Below are 17518 nucleotides of genomic sequence, written 5' to 3'. Positions count from 1 at the left end.
GCAGTGGTCCGGTCCCCGTTCGTTCGTACGAGGAGTGAGCCGGGGATCAGCCCTGGGCGACGGCGGGGAGACCGCCGCGGAGCTCACCCTTGACGACCTTGCCGCTCGCGTTGCGCGGCAGGGCGTCGACGATCACGACCTCCTTGGGGTGCTTGTACCGTGCGAGGTGCTCGTCCAGGTACGGCTGGAGCTCGTCGAGGGTGAGGTCGTCGTTGCCGGGCTTCAGCGCGACGACGGCGACGGGCACCTCGCCCCACTTCGCGTCGGGGCGACCGATGACCGCGGCCTCGAGCACCTTGGGGTGCCCGAACAGGACGTTCTCCACCTCGGCGCAGTAGATGTTCTCGCCACCCGAGATGATCATGTCCTTCTTGCGGTCGACGACGTAGACGAAGCCCTCCTCGTCGACGCGCACGAGGTCGCCGGAATGGAACCATCCGCCGTAGAATGCCCCGCTGGTAGCGGTGGGGTTGTTCCAGTACTCGCGCATCATGGTGGGACCGCGGTAGACGATCTCGCCGACCTCACCGGGAGCGACGTCGTTCATCTCGTCGTCGACCACACGCGCCTGGATTGTGGGGATGACCCGGCCCACGGAGCCGAGTTTGCGGATGGCGTCGTCGCCGTCGAGCACGCAGGTGATGGGCGACATCTCGGTCTGGCCGAAGACCGCCACGTTGAAGGCATCGGGGAAGGTCTCCGCCATGGCCCGCAGGATCGTGTCGGAGCTCGGCGCCGCACCCCAGGAGATGTTGCGCAGCTTCAACTTCCGCGGCTCGGCCTGCTGCGCGGCGCACATCGCCTGCCACTGCACCGGCACGAGGAACAGGCTGGTGACGTTCTCGGCCTCGAGCACGTCGAGCAGTTCCTCCGGGTCGAAGGCGCCGACCGGGTGGATGACGGTGGGCGTGCCGAGCATCAGGCTCGGCGCGATCGAGCCGAGGGCCGCGATGTGGAACATCGGCGACGCGCAGAAACCGATGCCCGATTCGTCGAACAGACGGAAGGCCCGGATGCAGGTGAGCGACTGCGCTTCGAGATTGGAGTGGGTGAGCACGGCGCCCTTGGGCCGGCCCGTCGTGCCCGAGGTGTACATGATGAGCGCGGGCGTGTCGTTCGGGATCTCCACCGGCGGGTGGGGTTCGCCCTCTTCGGCGACGAGTGCCTCGTAGGAGAGCGAGTCGCCTTCCGGCTCGACTCCGACCGTGATGGACAGTTCGATGCCCTCCGCCTGGCCACGCGCGGCGGCGGCGAGCGGGACGAGCGGCCCCTCCGCGACGATCGCCGTGGCGCCGGAATCGCCCACGAGGAAGGCGACCTCGGGCGCGGTGAGGCGGAAGTTCACCGGCACGGCGATGGCACCGAGGGCGTTGGCCGCGAGCACGATCTCGACGTACTCCGGACGGTTGAGCATGAGGATGATGATGCGGTCGCCGAAGCCGATGCCGCGACGCGAGAGTGCATCGGCGAGCTTCTCGACACGCGTGTCCAGCTGCGACCAGGTGATGGTCTCGCCGCGGAATCGGAAGGCCGTGCGATGGGGAATCATCAGGGCGTGGCGCGCCACCTGATTGTTCCAGTTGTTGCTACGGAAGCGGGTGGCGTCGGAGCCGACCGCTTCGGAAACGACAGAGGGGGGAACCATCGATGATCCTCTCGTGACGTGGCGGGAGTGCGGGCACGGCCTGTTCCGAGCCGTCGATGTGTGAGGCACATTACAGACCCGGAACGGTTTGGGCCAGAGCTTTTGTTAACGGAGATTCCACGAATGCGGACCGCCTCGCTCCAGGCGTCGTCGCCGAGCGAGAACGGGTGAAAGAGGCAGAAAACACTGGTAGAGCGTTGGTTTCACCGGACGGGAGCGGGTGTTCGACGAGCACGTCGGTTCCTGCTCCCGTCCGGAAAGTTCCTTGTCGATCCTCCTAGAACCATGCCGGGAAGGATCGTCCCGTCAGGCGAAGCGAGCGGGACGCTTGTCCAGCATCGCCATGGCACCCTCCGCGAAGTCGGCTGAGCCGAGGAGCTCGACCTGACCGTCCTTCTCCCGCGCGAGCGCCGTGTCGAGCTCGCCGAGCGTCGAGGCGTTGAGGGCCCGCTTCGTCAGTTCCAGGGCACGTCGCGGACCGGATGCGGTCCGCGAGGCGACGGCGTCGACGTGCGCGGCGAGTTCGGCGTCGGGCAGGGTGCGGGCGACCAACCCGAACCGGTCGGCGTCCTGCGCGGACACCCGCTCGCCGAGCAGTGCCATCTCGGCGGCCCGGGCCCGCCCGATCGCGGCCGGAACCAGCAGGCTCGCGCCGCCGTCGGGCATCAGTCCGATGTTGACGAAGGCGAGCAGGAAGTACGCGCTCTCGGCCGCGTAGGTGAGATCGGCCGCGAGGGCGATCGAGACACCGACGCCCGCCGCGGGACCGTTGACCGCCGCGACGACGGGCACCGGGACGGATGCGATCGTCCGGACCAGCTCGTTGGCGGTGTCCATGACGACACCGGGGTCCTGCGGATCCGCCGCTCCCGCAGCCAGGTCCGCGCCCGTGCAGAACGCCGATCCCTCACCGGTGACGACGATCGTACGGACGCGTTCGTCGTCGCCGGCCGCCTTCACCGCGTCGCTCAGCGTCTTCATCGTGGTCAGGTCGATCGCGTTCATCCGGCGCGGACGCGTGATGGTCAGTCGCAGGATGCCGTCGGCGAGTTCGGACCGCAGGCTCTCGGTGGTGGTCGAGGTCATGCGCGCACCGCCCGATCTGCACCGGCGATGTCGTTCAGGCGACCCGTGATGATGGCCTCCGCCTCGGCGACCATGCGGTCGACCAGTTCTCCGACGGTGGGGATGTCGTGGATGAGCCCCTGGCTCTGCCCGGCCGTCCAGATGCCGGCGTCGAGTTCGCCGTCCTCGAAGACCTTGCGGCCTCGGGCGCCGGCGACCAGGTGGGCGATGTCGCCGAATTCGGCTCCGCGCGATTCGATCTCGACAACCTCTTCGCTCACCGCGTTGGTGGCGACACGAGCGGTGTTGCGCAGCGTGCGGAAGATGAGCTTCGTGTCGAGTTCGGTGTTGCGGACGATCTGCTCCTTGACCTCGTGGGCCACGGGCGATTCGACCGTGCACATGAAGCGGGTGCCCATGTTGACACCGTCGGCGCCGAGCGCGAGTGCCGCCACGAGCCCGCGGGAATCGGCGATGCCGCCCGACGCGATCACGGGAATACTGAGCTTGCTCGTCGCGGCGGGGATGAGGATCAGGCCCGGAACGTCGTCCTCGCCCGGGTGCCCGGCGCACTCGAAGCCGTCGATGCTCACGGCGTCCACGCCGATGCGCTCGGCCTTGACCGCGTGCCGCACGCTCGTGCACTTGTGGATCACCTTGATGCCGGCATCCTTGAAGTGCGGCAGGTGGTCGGCCGGGTTGAAGCCGGCGGTCTCGACGATCTTCACGCCCGAGTCGATGATCGCCTGGCGGTACTCGGCGTACGGCGGCGGATCGATCGACGGCAGGATGGTGAGGTTGACGCCGAACGGCTTGTCGGTGAGTTCGCGTGTCCGTTCGATCTCGCGGACGAGATCCTCCGGGGTGGGCTGGGTCAGTGCAGTGATGAAGCCGAGCGCTCCCGCCTCCGCCACGGCGGCCACGAGTTCGGCGCGGCCGACCCACATCATGCCTCCCTGGACGATGGGATGCTCCACCCCGAAAATCTCGGTGAATCGGGTTCTCACGAGTCCTCCTCGGTCCTTCGAAAAGTGCCGCTGTCGTGACGGTTCCGTATGCGCCCAGCGGTGACGCAGCTGGAGAATTGGTGCTAACTTTGCGGTCTGGGTGCTGGTTTGTCAATACGTTCTGCCCTGCAGTTTTGGCAATTCTTACCCAAAAGTAGTGTTTCTCCGCAGGGGGGTTCGACTGTTACCTTTGAGGCCGACGAACATTCACCGCGACATCGCGGCCGGCAACAGGATCCACGACGAGGAGGCAGGGTGCCCGAACAAGCGCAGGGCGGGGCACGCACAGCCGCCAAGACCGGCACCCCGACCCCCACCGTGCGGCGCCGGCCGAAGAACCGCAAGGCACAGATCGCCACGGTCGCGGCCGAGGCGTTCAGCGAACGCGGCTACCACGGCGTGAGCATCGACGAGATCGCCACTGCCGTCGGCATCTCCGGCCCCGCCCTGTACCGGCACTTCCCGAACAAGTACGCCCTGTTCCACCACGCCGTGGTCACCCTCGCCGACGCCCTCGGCGCCGCCCTCGCGGAGTTCGACGAGCAGAGCGGAGCGAACGCCACCGGACTCGCCGCCGCCGAGGAGCTCGAACGCAAACTCCTCGCGCTCATCCGCACCACGATCGAGAACCGCCGGACGGGCGGGTTGTACCGCTGGGAACGCCGCTACCTCACGGGTGAGGACCACAGCGAGATCCGCTCGAAGACGCGGGCACTCAACCGCCATCTCGCCCGCACGGCCGCGCGGCTGCGGCCCGATCTCACCGACGACGACTACGTGCTGCTCAGCAGCGCGATGCTCAGCGTCATCGGCTCCATCACCACTCACCGCGTTCCGCTGTCCAACCGGCGCCTGCAGCAGCTGCTGCTCGACGCGTGCACAGCGGTCGCGGCAACCGACCTGGTGCCCGACATCGACGAACCCGCACCGACTCCCGAGCCGGGCGGGTTGTCCGTGGCGAACAAGCGCGAGGTCCTCCTGCACGAGGCCGTGCTGCTCTTCGACGCCCGGGGCTATCACGAGGTGAGCATCGAGGAGATCGGTGCTGCGGCAGGTATCAACGCGTCCGGCGTCTACCGTCACTTCGCGAGCAAGGCCGATCTGCTCGCCGCCGCCTTCCACCGGGCCGGTGATCGCGTCGCGATGATCATCGGCGAAACGCTCACCGACTCGACGACCTCCGCGCAGGCCCTCGACGTCCTCACCGAGGCGTACGTCCGGATGTCGTTCGAGAACAGCGAACTGATGTCGGTGTACTTCGCCGAGATCGGCAACCTGCCCGCGCACCATCGCAGCGACCTGCGGAACATCCAGCGGCTCAACATCGAGGAATGGGCCCGTCTGGTCGGGGAGCTCCGCCCCGAGCTGCCCGCCGTCGAATGCCGTTTCCTCGTGCACGCCGCGCTCAACCTCGTGCTCGACACCGGCAACCTCGTGCACTTCCTGCCCACCCCCTCCCGGCAGCGCAGGGTGCAGCAACTGATGCTCTCGGTACTGCTCGGCGACACCGGTTCGCCGGAGGCGGTGGGATGACCCGCACCAGGGCCGCAGCGGTACTCCGCGAGTACGGTGCACCGCTGAGGCTCGAGACCGTGACCGTGCCCGAACTGCGCGACGACGAAGTGCTCGTACAGATCCACGGGGTCGGGATCTGCCACACCGACCTCACCGCCGCCGCGGGAGGCGTTCCCGTCCCGAGGCCCGTCGTACCGGGACACGAGGGTGTCGGAGTCGTCACGGAACAGGGTTCGACGATCGTCGTCTTCGATCTCGGCGCCGTCGGCACGGCCGCGGTGATGACAGAACGGATTTCCTTGTGCGAGAACATCATCTTCGTCGCCCCCGATCCACGACGGCACGGGCTCGCGCGATCGCTCGGGGCCACCGAGGTCCTCTCCCCCGACGATCACGACGACCTCGGACGCCATCTGCGTCGCCTCACCGGCGGTGGTGCCGGCGATACGGTGGAGTCCGTGGGCGCCGAATCCGTGATCCGGCAGGCACTGTCGTCGCTGACCAGCCCCGGTGTCTCCTTCCCGAGCTGGCCGCGCCGTGGCGCGACGGGCACTTTCCGCTCGACGAACTCGTGCAGACCTTCGATTTCACGAAACTCGACGACGCTCTCGCCGCTGTCGACTCCGGCGAGATCATCAGAGCCGTACTCACCTTCGACATCCGGGGGAACACATGAACGTCGTCCAGCGACTCGAGGAACTGCGCGCCCGCACCGACCGGATCGATCCTCGCGAACTCGATGCCCTCTGGGAGCATCTCGCTCCGGCACGCCTCGACGATCTCGTCGGATACCGGTGGAAGGGTTACAGTTTCGACACCGGGCACCGCACCCACACACTGCTCGGCAGGTCGCGGTGGTACGGAAAGACGTTCGCGTCGTTGTCCGAGGTCCAGCCGCTCGTGTGCTACGGCGAGGACGGCGAGTTGTTCTCCGACACGAAGACCGGACGCGGCGAAGCGAGCCTGTGGGAGATCGTCTTCCGCGGTGAGATGACGGCGACGATGGTCTACGACGGCATGCCGGTCTTCGACCACTTCAAGAAGGTCGACGACGACACCGTCGTCGGGGTGATGAACGGCAAGGGCTCGCTGGTGTTCGACGACGGCGAGCACTACTGGTTCGGTCTCGAACGCGACACCGCCGTGTGACCGTCGGACGGGAAACGCACAGTGGCCGGACGCGCGTCCGGCCACTCGACGTTCTCGGCGGAGAGCTCAGATGACGTGTCCGTGCGCCTTCATCCGGCGGCGCATGTCGTTGAGGTAGTAGGTGGCCGACAGCTGTCGGATCGGCCTGGGCACCGCGCGGTAGATCGGCGGGACCACCTTCCAGAACAGGTCGAAGCGCCGCTGGTCGCGCGGGCTCCACGGCAGCGCGAATTCGTCGCGCATGCGTTGCGGGAGAAGACCGATCGTCATGAAGCGCTGCAGCGGCACGAGGGCGCGAACGGGAAGCGGGGCGTCACCGCCGGTGAGGAGATCGCGGGTGAACGAACGCACCTTCCGGTCGACCTCGAAGGTCGCGATCATCTCGTCCCAGTACCTGTCGAACTCCTCCCGCGTCTTCGGCCACATGTCGTCCTCGACCTGCAGGGCCGTGCCGTAGACCGCGGACTGGCGGTAGATGCATTCGATGTCGGCATCGGTGACAGGCCCGAACATCCGCCGGTACATGTCGACACCGTTACGGTACAGCGTTGCGGCGACCCACAACTGGAGTTCGGGATCGAAGGCGTTGTAGGTCTCCGAGCGCACCGGGACGTGCGCCTTGTTGACCATCCGGACGATCTGCTTCTTCTCCTCGGGAGTACCGAGCGTGACCGCGTAGACGTAGGTCATCGTGGTGCGCAACCGGTCGAGCGGCCGCTGCAGGGTGGTGCTGTGATCGGCGACGCCGTGCCCGACACCGCGCGATGCCAGCTGCAGGAGGACCGTCGCGCCGGCGCCGAGCAGGAGCATCGACTCTCCGACGAAGTCGGCCAGTTCGACCGAGCCCGCCGGAAGCGGAGCGGGGGTCGCCACCGGTTCGTCGGTGGTGACGGTGGGGACGCGCTCTTCGGCGTGGGTCGTCATCGGAGGTCTCCTGACGGTGAAAGCACTGGTGCAGCACTGTCATACAAATTGTGCACACCCGTACTCAGATATGCAAGTGCCTATCCGGGAGGCGAATCGACACCCGCTCGCTCGCGGTGGACGACCAGACGCGCGGCCGCGTCCTCGAACTGCACCAGCGTCTGCGTGATCACCTCGCTGTGGTCCTGCGCGGCGATCGCCTCGATCAGCTTCGTGTGCGATCGGATGGCGAGCGTTCCCCACTCGGCGTCGCGCGCGTAGAGGCGGTACGGAATCGTGCGCGCGGCGGTGTTGAGGAACCACGCGAGCTTGGGGCTGTCGGCGATGCAGTTGAGCTCGCGATGGAAGTCGAACTCCGCGTCGGCGATCCGCTCGATGTCGGGTGTCACTCCCTCCGGGGCAGCGACGAGCCTGCGCAGCCTCTCGTTGAGTTCGGCCAGACGCTCGAGGTCGGCCGGCGTGGCACGGTCGGCCGCTCGGAGCGCGAGCTCGACGGCGATCTGTCCCTGCAGCCAGAAGATGTCGTCGATGTCGCCGCGCGTGAGGGGCGAGACCCGGTAGCCGCGGTTCGGGGCGGATTCGACCATCCCCTCCCCGCGCAGCGTCAGCAGCGCCTCCCGGACCGGGGTGACGCTGACGCCGAGTTCGACGGCGGTCTCGTCGAGCCGGATGAAGTCGCCCGGACGCAACACGCCGGACATGATCGAGCCGCGGAGGTGACCGGCAACCTCGTCGGAAAGCTGCGGACGGCGCCGTACGGCCCTCTCCGAACGTCGGGATGCCGCAGCGTGATCCGCCGCTGTCCCGGGGCTACGTGTCGGTGCCGCCATCGTGTCTCCTGTAGGAATCCGGACAACTGCGCACGGGGGTTGTCCAATTGTCCCGCGAACGCCTAATGTGATGTCCACTACAGCTATCACATCAAATATATGTGATGTGGTTCACCAGGAAGTGTCGAACATGACCCAGAACCTCACCAGTCCGAAGAACGCGAAGAGCAGCTCGGACAAGGCATCCACGGCAGCAAGCACCGACACCTTCGCCAGCCTCGACCCCCGGAACGGCGAGGTGATCGCCGAGTATCCGGTCGCCGACGAGGCCGCCGTGGGCGCGGCCGTCGAGCGCGCCCGCGTCGCCGCGCGCTGGTGGGAGGCGCAGGGCTTCCGCGGCCGCCGCGACTGGCTCCTCGAGTTCAAGAAGGCCATCGCATCCGACGCGACCTCGCTCGCATCGGTGGTGGCGAAGGAGACCGGTAAGCCCTTCGGCGACGCCTTCCTCGAAGTCATGCTGGCGGTCGAGCACCTCGACTGGGCGGCCAAGAACGCCAAGAAGGTGCTCAGGCCCCGCAAGGTGCCCTCGGGCGTCGCGAGCTTCAACCAGGCCGCAACCCTCGAGTACAAGCCCCTCGGTGTCATCGGCGTGATCGGCCCCTGGAACTACCCCGTGTACACTCCGATGGGTTCGATCGCCTACTCGCTGGCCGCCGGCAACGCCGTCGTCTTCAAGCCGAGCGAGCTCACCCCCGGTGTTGCGAAGTGGCTCGAGGACAAGTGGAACTCGATCGCCCCCACCCAGCCGGTCTTCCAGGTCATCACCGGTCTCGGTGAGACGGGTTCGGCGCTCGTGCGTTCGGGTGTCGACAAGGTCGCCTTCACCGGCTCCGGCCCCACCGCCCGCAAGGTCATGGCGGTGTGCGCCGAGTCGCTCACCCCGCTCGTCGCCGAATGCGGCGGCAAGGACGCGATGATCGTCGCGGCCGACGCGAACATCGACGAGGCCGTCGAGTTCGCCGCCTTCGGCGCCTTCGGCAACGCCGGCCAGACCTGCGCGGGCGTCGAGCGCATCTACGTCGAGGAGCCTGTCTACCGCGAGTTCCTCGACAAGCTCACCGCCACCGTCCGGCGCGCGAAGCCGGGCGGCGACGAGGACTCCACCTACGGCCCTATGACGCTTCCGCGCCAGGTCGACATCGTGCGCAGTCACATCGAGGACGCCCTGAAGTCCGGTGGCAAGGCCGTCCTCGGCGGACTCGATTCGGTGCAGGAGCGCATCGTCGAGCCCGTCATCCTCACCGACGTGCCCGAGACCTCGGCCGCGGTGTGCGAGGAGACCTTCGGCCCGACGGTCGTCGTCAACAAGGTTCGCGACCTCGACGAGGCCGTCGAACGCGCGAACGGCACGAACTACGGTCTCGGTGCGTCGATCTTCACGCGCAACAAGAAGAAAGGCCGTCAGCTCGCCGAGCGCCTGCGCAACGGCATGGTGTCGGTCAACTCGGTGCTCGGCTTCGCCGCCATCGCCTCGTTGCCCTTCGGCGGCATCGGCGAGTCCGGCTTCGGCCGCATCCACGGCGCCGACGGCCTGCGCGAGTTCAGCCGTCCCAAGTCGGTCACGGTGGCGAAGTTCAGCTCGCCGCTCAAACTCATGAGCCTCGAGCGTCCGGAGCGCGATCTGAAAATCTCGCGAGCGATGCTCCAGTTCATGCACGGAAGGTGAGCCGATGACGACCACTCCCCCGCGCACTCGCAGCCGAAAGGCCGCCGTCGTCGCGAAGCCCGAGGCACGCATCGAGAAGGCCGGTACGTTCCCACCCCCGAACAGGGACCCGCACCCGAAGCGTGGGCGGATGGGCTGGGTCGAGGTGATCGAGGAGCTCGACCCGGTCACGCAGCACCAGGACATCGTGCGGATCACCGCCGGTTACGAGTTCCCGTGGGACTACCAGCGGTCGCTCGAGTTCGCCCTCTTCCGCACGTACTGTGTGCCCAGCATCTCGGAGTTGCTCGCCCGCACCGGCGAGTTCGAGAAGCGGCCGCAGAAGCGGTACGACGACACGGCGCTGCTGATGGCCGAGCTGGTCGAGCACGGCTACGACGCCGAGCGGGGACGCGAGTCGCTGCGCAACATCAACCGGATGCACGGCAAGTACTCGATCGACAACGACGACATGCTGTACGTCCTGTCGACCTTCGTGTACGACCCGCTCGACTGGATCGACCGCTACGGGTGGCGTCGCCTGCACCCGAAGGAGCGGCTGGCGTCGTTCTACTTCTACCGCCAGGTGGGCATCCGGATGGGCATCAAGGACATCCCGGAGTCGTTCCAGGAGTTCCACCGGTTCAAGCTCGAATACGAGCGCGAGAAGTTCACCTACAGCGACGACAACCACGCCATCGGCACCTACACGCTGCACCTCTTCCAGTCGTGGTACCCGAAGGTGCTGAACAAGGGCATCGAGAAGGTCGTTTTCGCGCTGATCGACGACCGCATGGCGTCGGCGTTCGGTTTCCCGAAGAGCTCACCGCAGGTGACGGAGATCGTCGAGGGCGCGCTGCGGGCACGGTCGGCGTTCGTGCGGCGACTGCCGAAGCGACGCGTGTCGCTGTCGGCGGGCAACGCCACCAACCGGACGTATCCGGGTTACCCCCTCGGTTACCGTCCGAACGATCTGGGCGTCGAACACTGACGCACCGACAGACCTGGGGGACAGGAGGGGCGGCCCCGCATTCCGGTTTCACCACCGGGGTGCAGGGCCGTAACTGTTCCGGGAGGGCGGGCCGGGGTCAGTTCTCGACGGGCCGCAGGGCCTGCTTCGACGGGAGTGCGAAGCCCGAGACGAAGACGACCACGGCGCAACCGGCGCACACGAGGTAGGCGATCACGAAGCCCGCGGTGCCGATGCCGAGCCCGCCCCCGAGGGTGTGAGCCGCGAGCACCGAGGCGACGACCGCGCTGCAGACGGTGCTGCCCACGGTGCGGAGCAGGACGTTGACGCCGTTCGCCGCGGCGTTCTGCGACAGCGGCACCGCGCCGAGGAGGAGCACCGGCAGCGTGCAGTACACGAGCGACGTGCCGATCGCCGCGACGAAGATGGCGGCGACGACGAGCCACAGCGGCTTGCCGGGCACCGCGTGGACGCTGTAGCCGGCGAGCAGGAAGACCGCTCCGGTCATGATCGTGATCTTGGGTCCGAAACGTTCGGTGATCCGGGAGGCCACGATCGCGAAGATCATCATCGCGAAGCTCGCGGCGAGCTGGCAGGCCGCGGCCTGGAGGATGGTCAGGTCGTATCCGGCTCCGTGCCCGGACGGCGCCTGCAGCAACTGTGTGGTGATGAGGGTGTTGCCGTAGAAGGCGAACCCGACGAGCAGTGCCGACAGGTGCGGCGCGAGGACGGAACGGCGGGCCGAGACACGCAGGTCGACGAGCGGGTTGCGGTTGCGCAGCTGCTGCACTCCCCAGAGCACGAACAGCAGCACCGACGCGGCGAACGAGAGCAGCACTGCGGGGCTCGTCCAGCCCCACGTGCTGCCCTGGGTGATGGGCACGAGCAGGCACACCAGGGCGGCGGACAGGCCGGCGGCGCCCACGGCGTCGAAGCGACCGCCGGTGCGGGTGTCCGATTCCGGGATGACGATCCACGCAGCGAGGGCGACACCGGCGCCGATGGCGGCGGTGGTCCAGAAGAGCAGGTGCCAATCGGCGAACTGGACGATGGCGGCAGCGAACGGGATACCGACCGCGGTGCCGATGCCGAGGGTGGAACTGAGCATCGCGATCGAGCGCTCCACGTGCTCACGGGGCAGGACCTCGCGAAGGATCGCCATGCCGATCGGCAGCACCGCCGCGCCGGCGCCCTGCAGGCCACGGGCGACGATGAGCAGTCCGATGTCCGAGGTCAGCGCGCAGATCAACGAGCCGAGTGTCATAAGCGAGAACGCGATGAGGAGCATCCGCTTCTTGCCGATCATGTCGGCGAGACGGCCGAAGATGGGCGTCATCACCGCACCGACCAGCAGGGTGCTCGTCACCAGCCACGAGACGGCGGTGGTTCCGGCGCCGGTGAAGCCCGGCATGCTCGGCAGGAGCGGCACCATAACGGTCTGCATGATGGCCTGGAAGACGGCGCCGACCGCGAGAACCGGGAAGACGAGATGCCGCAGGTTGCGCGTCTTCTTCTCCGCCGGTCCGCTCACCTTCGTCGTTCCGGACGCTGAGCGCGTCGGCGCGGCGGCGGACCTACCCGCCACGTGCAGGCGCAGGGGGAGCGAGATCGACATCGCCACCCCCTCTCGCCAAACAGGTAAATAGCCGTTCACCACATTAGGTGAACGGCTATTTACCCTCAAGAGTAGTGACCAAGGTCATTCGTGCCGCTAAGAACCGTCTCCGTCGAGCAACCGCTGAACCAGCGGCGCGTACATGGCCACAACTTCCTCGACCGTGCCGGTCGCGCGCTCCTGCATCATGCGGCGCCGCATGATCGCCAACCCCATCACCGCCGACATCGCCAGCTCGGCCCGGAGACGGGCATCCGACCCCGGCAGCCGCGCGGCGAGCGCGTCGACCATCTGCGCGGAGTAGTTGTCGCGGAGCATGCGGTTGCTCTCCTCGCTGCCCCCGCTCATGAACAGGATGTTCATCGACAATGGCTTGTAGGGTTCGAGCGGGCGGGCGAGCATCGCGACCATCCGCTCCCCCAGGCTCTCGAGCGGCCCGTCGAACAGCACCTGCGCGCCGTACTGGAAGTCGACGAGCTCCTCGTACAACTGCTCCTTCGAGCCGAAGTACTTGATGATCAGCGGGGCGCTGACCCCCGCTTCCTCCGCGATGTCCTTGAGCGTGATGTCGCGGTAGGGGCGCGTCGCAAACGCCTTCCCCGCAGCCTCGATGATCAGCTTCCGGGTCTCGTCGGAAGTCCGGCGACGCTTCTCGGGCTCACCCCGGTGCGATGCCTCCGTGCTGCGCACGGTCACATCGCCCGCCTCCCCGACAACGCTCGCCCGAGCGTCAGCTCGTCGGCGAACTCGAGATCGCCGCCCATCGGCAGACCCGACGCGAGGCGGGTGACGCTCAGCCCCGGGAAGTCGCGCAGCATACGCACCAGATAGGTGGCCGTCGCCTCGCCCTCCGTATTGGGGTCGGTCGCGATGATCACCTCGGAGACGTCGACGCCGTCCTCCTGGTTGCCGATGCGGGTGAGCAGTTCGCGGATGTGCAGCTGGTCGGGGCCGACGCCATTGAGCGGGTCGAGCGCACCACCGAGGACGTGATAGCGCCCCCGGAACTCCCGGGTGCGTTCGATCGCCTGCACGTCCTTCGGTTCCTCGACCACGCAGATCACCGTGCGGTCGCGGCGAGGATCGGAGCAGATGCGGCAACGCCGCTGGTCGGAGACCGTTCCGCAGACCTCGCAGAACTGCACGCCGTCGCGGATCCGCTGCAGCGCCGCCTGCAGGCGGTCGATCTCGGGCGGCTCGACCGAGAGCAGATGGAACGCGATGCGCTGGGCACTCTTCGGGCCGACGCCCGGAAGCTTGCCCAGCTCGTCGATGAGGTCCTGTACCGGTCCTTCGTACAACGCCGACCTCTAGAAACCGGGCAGGCCGGGGATTCCGCCGCCGAGCCCACCCGCGAGCGGACCGAGCTTCTCGGCCGCGATCTCCTGGGCCTTCGCCGAGGCGTCGGCGATCGCACCGACCACCAGATCCTGCAGGGTCTCGACGTCCTCGGGGTCGACGACCTTCGGATCGATCTTCACGGACACGACCTCGCCCGTGCCCTTCACCGTCGCCGTCACGAGGCCACCGCCGGCCTGGCCGGTGACCTCCGCCTGCGCCATCTCGTTCTGCGCAGCGACGAGTTGCTGCTGCATCTGCTGGGCCTGAGCGAGGAGTTGCTGCATGTCGGGCATTCCACCACCGGGTTGCACGGCACGTCCTTTCTGCACGTTTGTGATGCCAGCCTAGTCGCCGCGCATCGGGGTGGACACAGACGCCGAGGTCGACCGAACCGGGCTCAGTCGACTTCCTTCTTCAGGTTCTCGAGCACCTGCTGCTGGATCTTCTTCAGGCCGAGCGGCGCGAACGTCTTCTCGAAGAAGCCCTTGACGCCACCGGCACCCTTCCACTGAGTGAGCACGACGACCGTCGAACCCGTCCCGTTCGGCACGACGCTGTAGGTCGTCACGAGCGTCGAGTTCGCGTCCGTCTCCGTGACGGTACTGCCCTTCACCGACACGGTGGCCTGCACGTCGCGCTGACGCTTCTCCGTGGCCTGGAGGATCCAGTGCACGACGGTGCCGTCGCCGCGACCACCGGAGATCACGCGGTAGTCGCGGTAGTGCTCGGTGAGGATGCGCGGGCGCACGGTCTCGTAGTCGGCCAGGGCGGTGAGCACCACCTCGGGAGCTGCCGCCAACTGGATCGAACTGCTTGCGCTGACCTGTGCCATGAACGACTCCTTCTGCTTCTTCCGCGCTGATGCGGGCTCGAATGTGCCTGTGACGACAGCATCCATCCTGCCCTGCGCGTTCCGGGACGGATGCGACCGCCGGGTCTATTGTGGACGTGCCACTGATGCGCCGCTCCGGAGGAGTCGAATGCAGATGCCGAGATCGTCAGGTGTGAAGGTCCCGTACGGGGAGGCGGTACACCGCCAGGGTGTAGACCGCCTGCTGCGCTCGTACAGCGCGATTCCGGCCGACGCGCCCGTGCGACTCGCGAAGAAGACGTCGAACCTCTTCCGGGCACGCGCCGCGGCGAACGCGCCGGGGCTCGACGTCTCCGGTCTCGGCGGTGTCATCTCCGTCGACCCGCAGGCCCGCACCGCCGACGTCGCCGGCATGTGCACCTACGAGGACCTCGTCGACGCGACCCTGCCCTACGGCCTCGCACCGTTGGTCGTCCCGCAGCTGAAGACGATCACGCTCGGCGGCGCCGTCACCGGGCTCGGCATCGAGTCGACGTCCTTCCGCAACGGCCTCCCCCACGAGTCCGTGCTCGAGATGGACATCCTGACCGGGTACGGCGAGATCATCACGGCCCGCCCGGAGGGTGAGCACGCCGATCTGTTCCACGGCTTCCCCAACTCGTACGGTTCGCTCGGGTACGCCACGCGCCTGCGCATCGCACTCGAACCGGTGAAACGTTTCGTCGCACTGCGTCACCTGCGTTTCGACACGATCGCCGATCTGCAGTCCGCCCTCGCGCGGATCGTCGACGAACGGACCTGGGACGGCACACCGGTCGACTATCTCGACGGTGTCGTCTTCTCCGCGACCGAGAGCTACCTGACGCTCGGCACACAGACCGACGAGCCGGGTCCCGTCAGCGATTACACCGGGCAGGACATCTACTACCGGTCGATCCAGCACGTCTCCGTCAACCGACCCAAGGAGGATCGGCTCACGATCCGCGACTATCTGTGGCGGTGGGACACCGACTGGTTCTGGTGCTCCCGGGCTTTCGGCGCCCAGAACCCGAAGATCCGCCGGATGTGGCCGAAACAGTTGCTGCGCAGCAGTTTCTACTGGAAGCTCATCGCGCTCGACCACAAGTATTCGGTGGCCGACCGGATCGAGGCACGCAAGGGCAATCCACCCCGCGAGCGCGTCGTGCAGGACATCGAGGTCCCGCTCGAACGCACGCAGGAGTTCGTCGAGTGGTTCCTCGACGAAATTCCCATCGAGCCGATCTGGTTGTGCCCCTTGAAGTTGCGCGACATCGAGTCGTCCCCGGACGCCGGCCGTCCGAGCACCTCGGACGCCCAGCGTCCCTGGCCGCTGTACCCGCTCGAGCCGAAGCGCGCCTATGTGAACGTCGGGTTCTGGTCGTCCGTTCCCATCGTGCCCGGCGCCGAGGAGGGCGCCGCCAACCGCCTGATCGAGAAGAAGGTCGCCGAACTCGACGGGCACAAATCGCTCTACTCGGACTCCTACTACTCGAAGGACGAGTTCGAGAAGCTCTATTACGGCGGCGGTGAATACCCCGCTCTCAAGCAGAAATACGACCCTCGGTCCCGTCTACTGGACCTGTTTTCGAAGGCGGTGCAACGAAAGTGACCATATTCAAGACCGAGAACGATCGGTCCACCGAGGACAAGCTCGCACTCGCCCAGATCGTGGAGATCGTGACCGGCGGCGACATGCCGTTGCGCTTCACGGCCTACGACGGATCGGCGGCCGGTCCCGAGGACTCTCCCTACGGTCTACATCTCGCGTCGCCCAAGGGCGCGACGTACATCGCCACGGCCCCCGGCGATCTGGGTATGGCACGGGCGTACATCTCGGGCGATCTCCAGGCGAAGGGAGTGCATCCCGGCAACCCCTACGAGTTGCTCGCCTCGCTCGGCGACCTGCACTTCGAGCGTCCCCCGGCACGTATCCTCGCGCAGATCGCCCGGTCGCTCGGCACCGAACTGCTCAAGCCGATCGCACCGCCGCCGCAGGAGCACCTGCCGCGCTGGCGCCGCATCGCCGAGGGTCTGCGGCACTCGAAATCGCGCGACGCCGAGGTCATCCATCACCACTACGACGTGTCCAACGAGTTCTACGAGTACGTTCTCGGCCCCTCGATGACGTACACCTGCGCCGTCTTCGAATCCGAGAATCAGAGCCTCGAGGACGCCCAGGAGAACAAGTACCGTCTGGTCTTCGAGAAGCTGCGGTTGAAGCCGGGCGACCGCCTGCTCGACATCGGTTGCGGCTGGGGCGGGATGGTGCGTTACGCCGCTCGGCGCGGTGTGAAGGCCCTCGGCGTGACGCTCTCCAAGGAACAGGCCGAATGGGCGCAGAAGGCCATCGTCGAGGAAGGCCTGAGCGACCTGGCGGAGGTCCGGCACTCCGACTACCGCGACGTGCCCGAGGAAGGATTCGACGCCATCTCGTCGATCGGCCTGACCGAGCACATCGGTGTCGCCAACTATCCGGCCTACTTCCGGTTCCTCCACGGCAAACTGCGGGTGGGCGGTCTGCTGCTCAACCACTGCATCACCCGGCCGACCAACAACACCCGCGCCAAGGCCGGCGGGTTCATCGACCGGTACGTCTTCCCCGACGGGGAGCTCACCGGTTCGGGTCGCATCATCACCGAGGCGCAGAACATCGGCTTCGAGGTGATGCACGAGGAGAACCTGCGCGAGCACTACGCCCTGACGCTGAAGGGCTGGTGCGAGTACCTCGAGAAGCACTGGCAGGCCTGCGTCGCCGAGGTCGGTGAGGGCACGGCCCGCCTGTGGGGCCTGTACATGGCAGGCTCGCGCCTCGGCTTCGAACGCAACGTGGTCCAGCTGCACCAGGTGCTCGCGGTCAAGCTCGGCGACGACAAGAAGCCGCAGACGCCGCTGCGCCCCTGGTGGGTCGCCTAGCCGACCCCATCGGCGCGAAAACAGAAGAGCGCGAACGGGAAGGGCTCCCGACGCCGTGGCGTCGGGA

At 67.2% G+C, this 17518-nt stretch carries 16 protein-coding genes and 1 pseudogene; 7 read left to right on the top strand and 10 right to left on the bottom strand.

Annotated features, from left to right (window positions below):
- Window positions 1–46 precede the first annotated feature (46 nt).
- The 3 genes from fadD5 to KXC42_RS01705 all read right to left on the bottom strand — a co-directional run bounded on the left by fadD5 (window position 47) and on the right by KXC42_RS01705 (window position 3717).
- On the bottom strand, window positions 47–1645 hold the full coding sequence (gene fadD5 / locus KXC42_RS01715; RefSeq protein ID WP_219129852.1) for a fatty-acid--CoA ligase FadD5: 1599 nt from the start codon (window positions 1643–1645) through the stop codon (window positions 47–49).
- 306 nt (window positions 1646–1951) lie between these two features.
- Window positions 1952–2731 carry an enoyl-CoA hydratase gene (locus KXC42_RS01710; RefSeq protein WP_039586665.1) on the bottom strand — a complete coding sequence of 260 codons (780 nt, stop codon included), beginning with the start codon at window positions 2729–2731 and terminating at the stop codon, window positions 1952–1954.
- Window positions 2728–3717, bottom strand: coding sequence for a nitronate monooxygenase family protein (locus KXC42_RS01705; protein ID WP_006552461.1), 990 nt, complete (start codon window positions 3715–3717; stop codon window positions 2728–2730). Before KXC42_RS01705 ends, KXC42_RS01710 begins: the two co-directional genes overlap by 4 nt.
- Window positions 3718–3972: 255 nt before the next feature.
- On the opposite strand from KXC42_RS01705, the gene KXC42_RS01700 reads away from it, so the two are divergent.
- From KXC42_RS01700 to KXC42_RS01690, 3 genes and pseudogenes are all read left to right on the top strand, one after another.
- On the top strand, window positions 3973–5250 hold the full coding sequence (locus KXC42_RS01700; RefSeq protein WP_039586666.1) for a TetR/AcrR family transcriptional regulator: 1278 nt from the start codon (window positions 3973–3975) through the stop codon (window positions 5248–5250).
- Window positions 5247–5684 (top strand): annotated as a pseudogene (locus KXC42_RS01695) (alcohol dehydrogenase catalytic domain-containing protein); the annotation flags it as partial. The gene KXC42_RS01700 and the pseudogene KXC42_RS01695, both read left to right, overlap by 4 nt.
- A 220-nt stretch (window positions 5685–5904) precedes the next feature.
- Entirely contained in the window at window positions 5905–6381 is a 477-nt protein-coding gene (locus KXC42_RS01690) for a DUF4334 domain-containing protein (protein ID WP_219129851.1), read from the top strand.
- Between the two features lie 66 nt (window positions 6382–6447).
- Here the strand turns inward: KXC42_RS01690 and KXC42_RS01685 are convergent, their stop codons facing one another.
- Both KXC42_RS01685 and KXC42_RS01680 read right to left on the bottom strand, forming a co-directional pair.
- A complete protein-coding gene (locus KXC42_RS01685; protein ID WP_064061160.1) occupies window positions 6448–7305 on the bottom strand; it encodes an oxygenase MpaB family protein in 858 nt (285 codons plus the stop codon).
- 80 nt (window positions 7306–7385) lie between these two features.
- Window positions 7386–8135, bottom strand: a complete 750-nt coding sequence (locus tag KXC42_RS01680) for a GntR family transcriptional regulator (protein ID WP_219129850.1) — start codon at window positions 8133–8135, stop codon at window positions 7386–7388.
- A 130-nt stretch (window positions 8136–8265) separates the two neighbouring features.
- Here KXC42_RS01680 and KXC42_RS01675 point away from each other — a divergent pair, with 130 nt between their 5' ends.
- Entirely contained in the window at window positions 8266–9801 is a 1536-nt protein-coding gene (locus KXC42_RS01675) for an aldehyde dehydrogenase family protein (protein ID WP_064061161.1), read from the top strand.
- Between the two features lie 4 nt (window positions 9802–9805).
- Window positions 9806–10771, top strand: a complete 966-nt coding sequence (locus KXC42_RS01670) for an oxygenase MpaB family protein (RefSeq protein WP_039586675.1) — start codon at window positions 9806–9808, stop codon at window positions 10769–10771.
- Between the two features lie 97 nt (window positions 10772–10868).
- Here the strand turns inward: KXC42_RS01670 and KXC42_RS01665 are convergent, their stop codons facing one another.
- From KXC42_RS01665 to KXC42_RS01645, 5 genes are all read right to left on the bottom strand, one after another.
- Window positions 10869–12365 carry an MFS transporter gene (locus tag KXC42_RS01665; RefSeq protein ID WP_230810448.1) on the bottom strand — a complete coding sequence of 499 codons (1497 nt, stop codon included), beginning with the start codon at window positions 12363–12365 and terminating at the stop codon, window positions 10869–10871.
- A gap of 96 nt (window positions 12366–12461) precedes the next feature.
- On the bottom strand, window positions 12462–13061 hold the full coding sequence (locus KXC42_RS01660; protein WP_006552470.1) for a TetR family transcriptional regulator: 600 nt from the start codon (window positions 13059–13061) through the stop codon (window positions 12462–12464).
- Complete coding sequence (gene recR, locus KXC42_RS01655) at window positions 13058–13666, bottom strand: recombination mediator RecR (RefSeq protein ID WP_019290261.1); 609 nt, start codon at window positions 13664–13666, stop codon at window positions 13058–13060. The genes KXC42_RS01660 and recR overlap by 4 nt, the downstream gene beginning before the upstream one ends.
- A gap of 9 nt (window positions 13667–13675) precedes the next feature.
- Entirely contained in the window at window positions 13676–13999 is a 324-nt protein-coding gene (locus KXC42_RS01650) for a YbaB/EbfC family nucleoid-associated protein (protein WP_019290262.1), read from the bottom strand.
- 104 nt (window positions 14000–14103) lie between these two features.
- Window positions 14104–14538: an SRPBCC family protein gene (locus tag KXC42_RS01645; RefSeq protein ID WP_006552473.1), complete on the bottom strand. Its 435-nt coding sequence runs from the start codon at window positions 14536–14538 to the stop codon at window positions 14104–14106.
- Window positions 14539–14686: 148 nt separating this feature from the next.
- Between KXC42_RS01645 and KXC42_RS01640 the strand changes: the two genes are divergently transcribed.
- Both KXC42_RS01640 and KXC42_RS01635 read left to right on the top strand, forming a co-directional pair.
- On the top strand, window positions 14687–16147 hold the full coding sequence (locus KXC42_RS01640; RefSeq protein WP_219129848.1) for an FAD-binding oxidoreductase: 1461 nt from the start codon (window positions 14687–14689) through the stop codon (window positions 16145–16147).
- A complete protein-coding gene (locus tag KXC42_RS01635; RefSeq protein ID WP_024102776.1) occupies window positions 16144–17451 on the top strand; it encodes a class I SAM-dependent methyltransferase in 1308 nt (435 codons plus the stop codon). The genes KXC42_RS01640 and KXC42_RS01635 overlap by 4 nt, the downstream gene beginning before the upstream one ends.
- Window positions 17452–17518 lie beyond the last annotated feature (67 nt).

Origin of the sequence: Rhodococcus sp. LW-XY12 (genome assembly GCF_019317345.1) — a bacterium.
GTDB lineage: Bacteria > Actinomycetota > Actinomycetes > Mycobacteriales > Mycobacteriaceae > Rhodococcus > Rhodococcus pyridinivorans.
The sequence above is the reverse complement of the archived record's forward strand: the minus strand, read 5'-3'. Positions and strand labels throughout refer to the sequence as shown.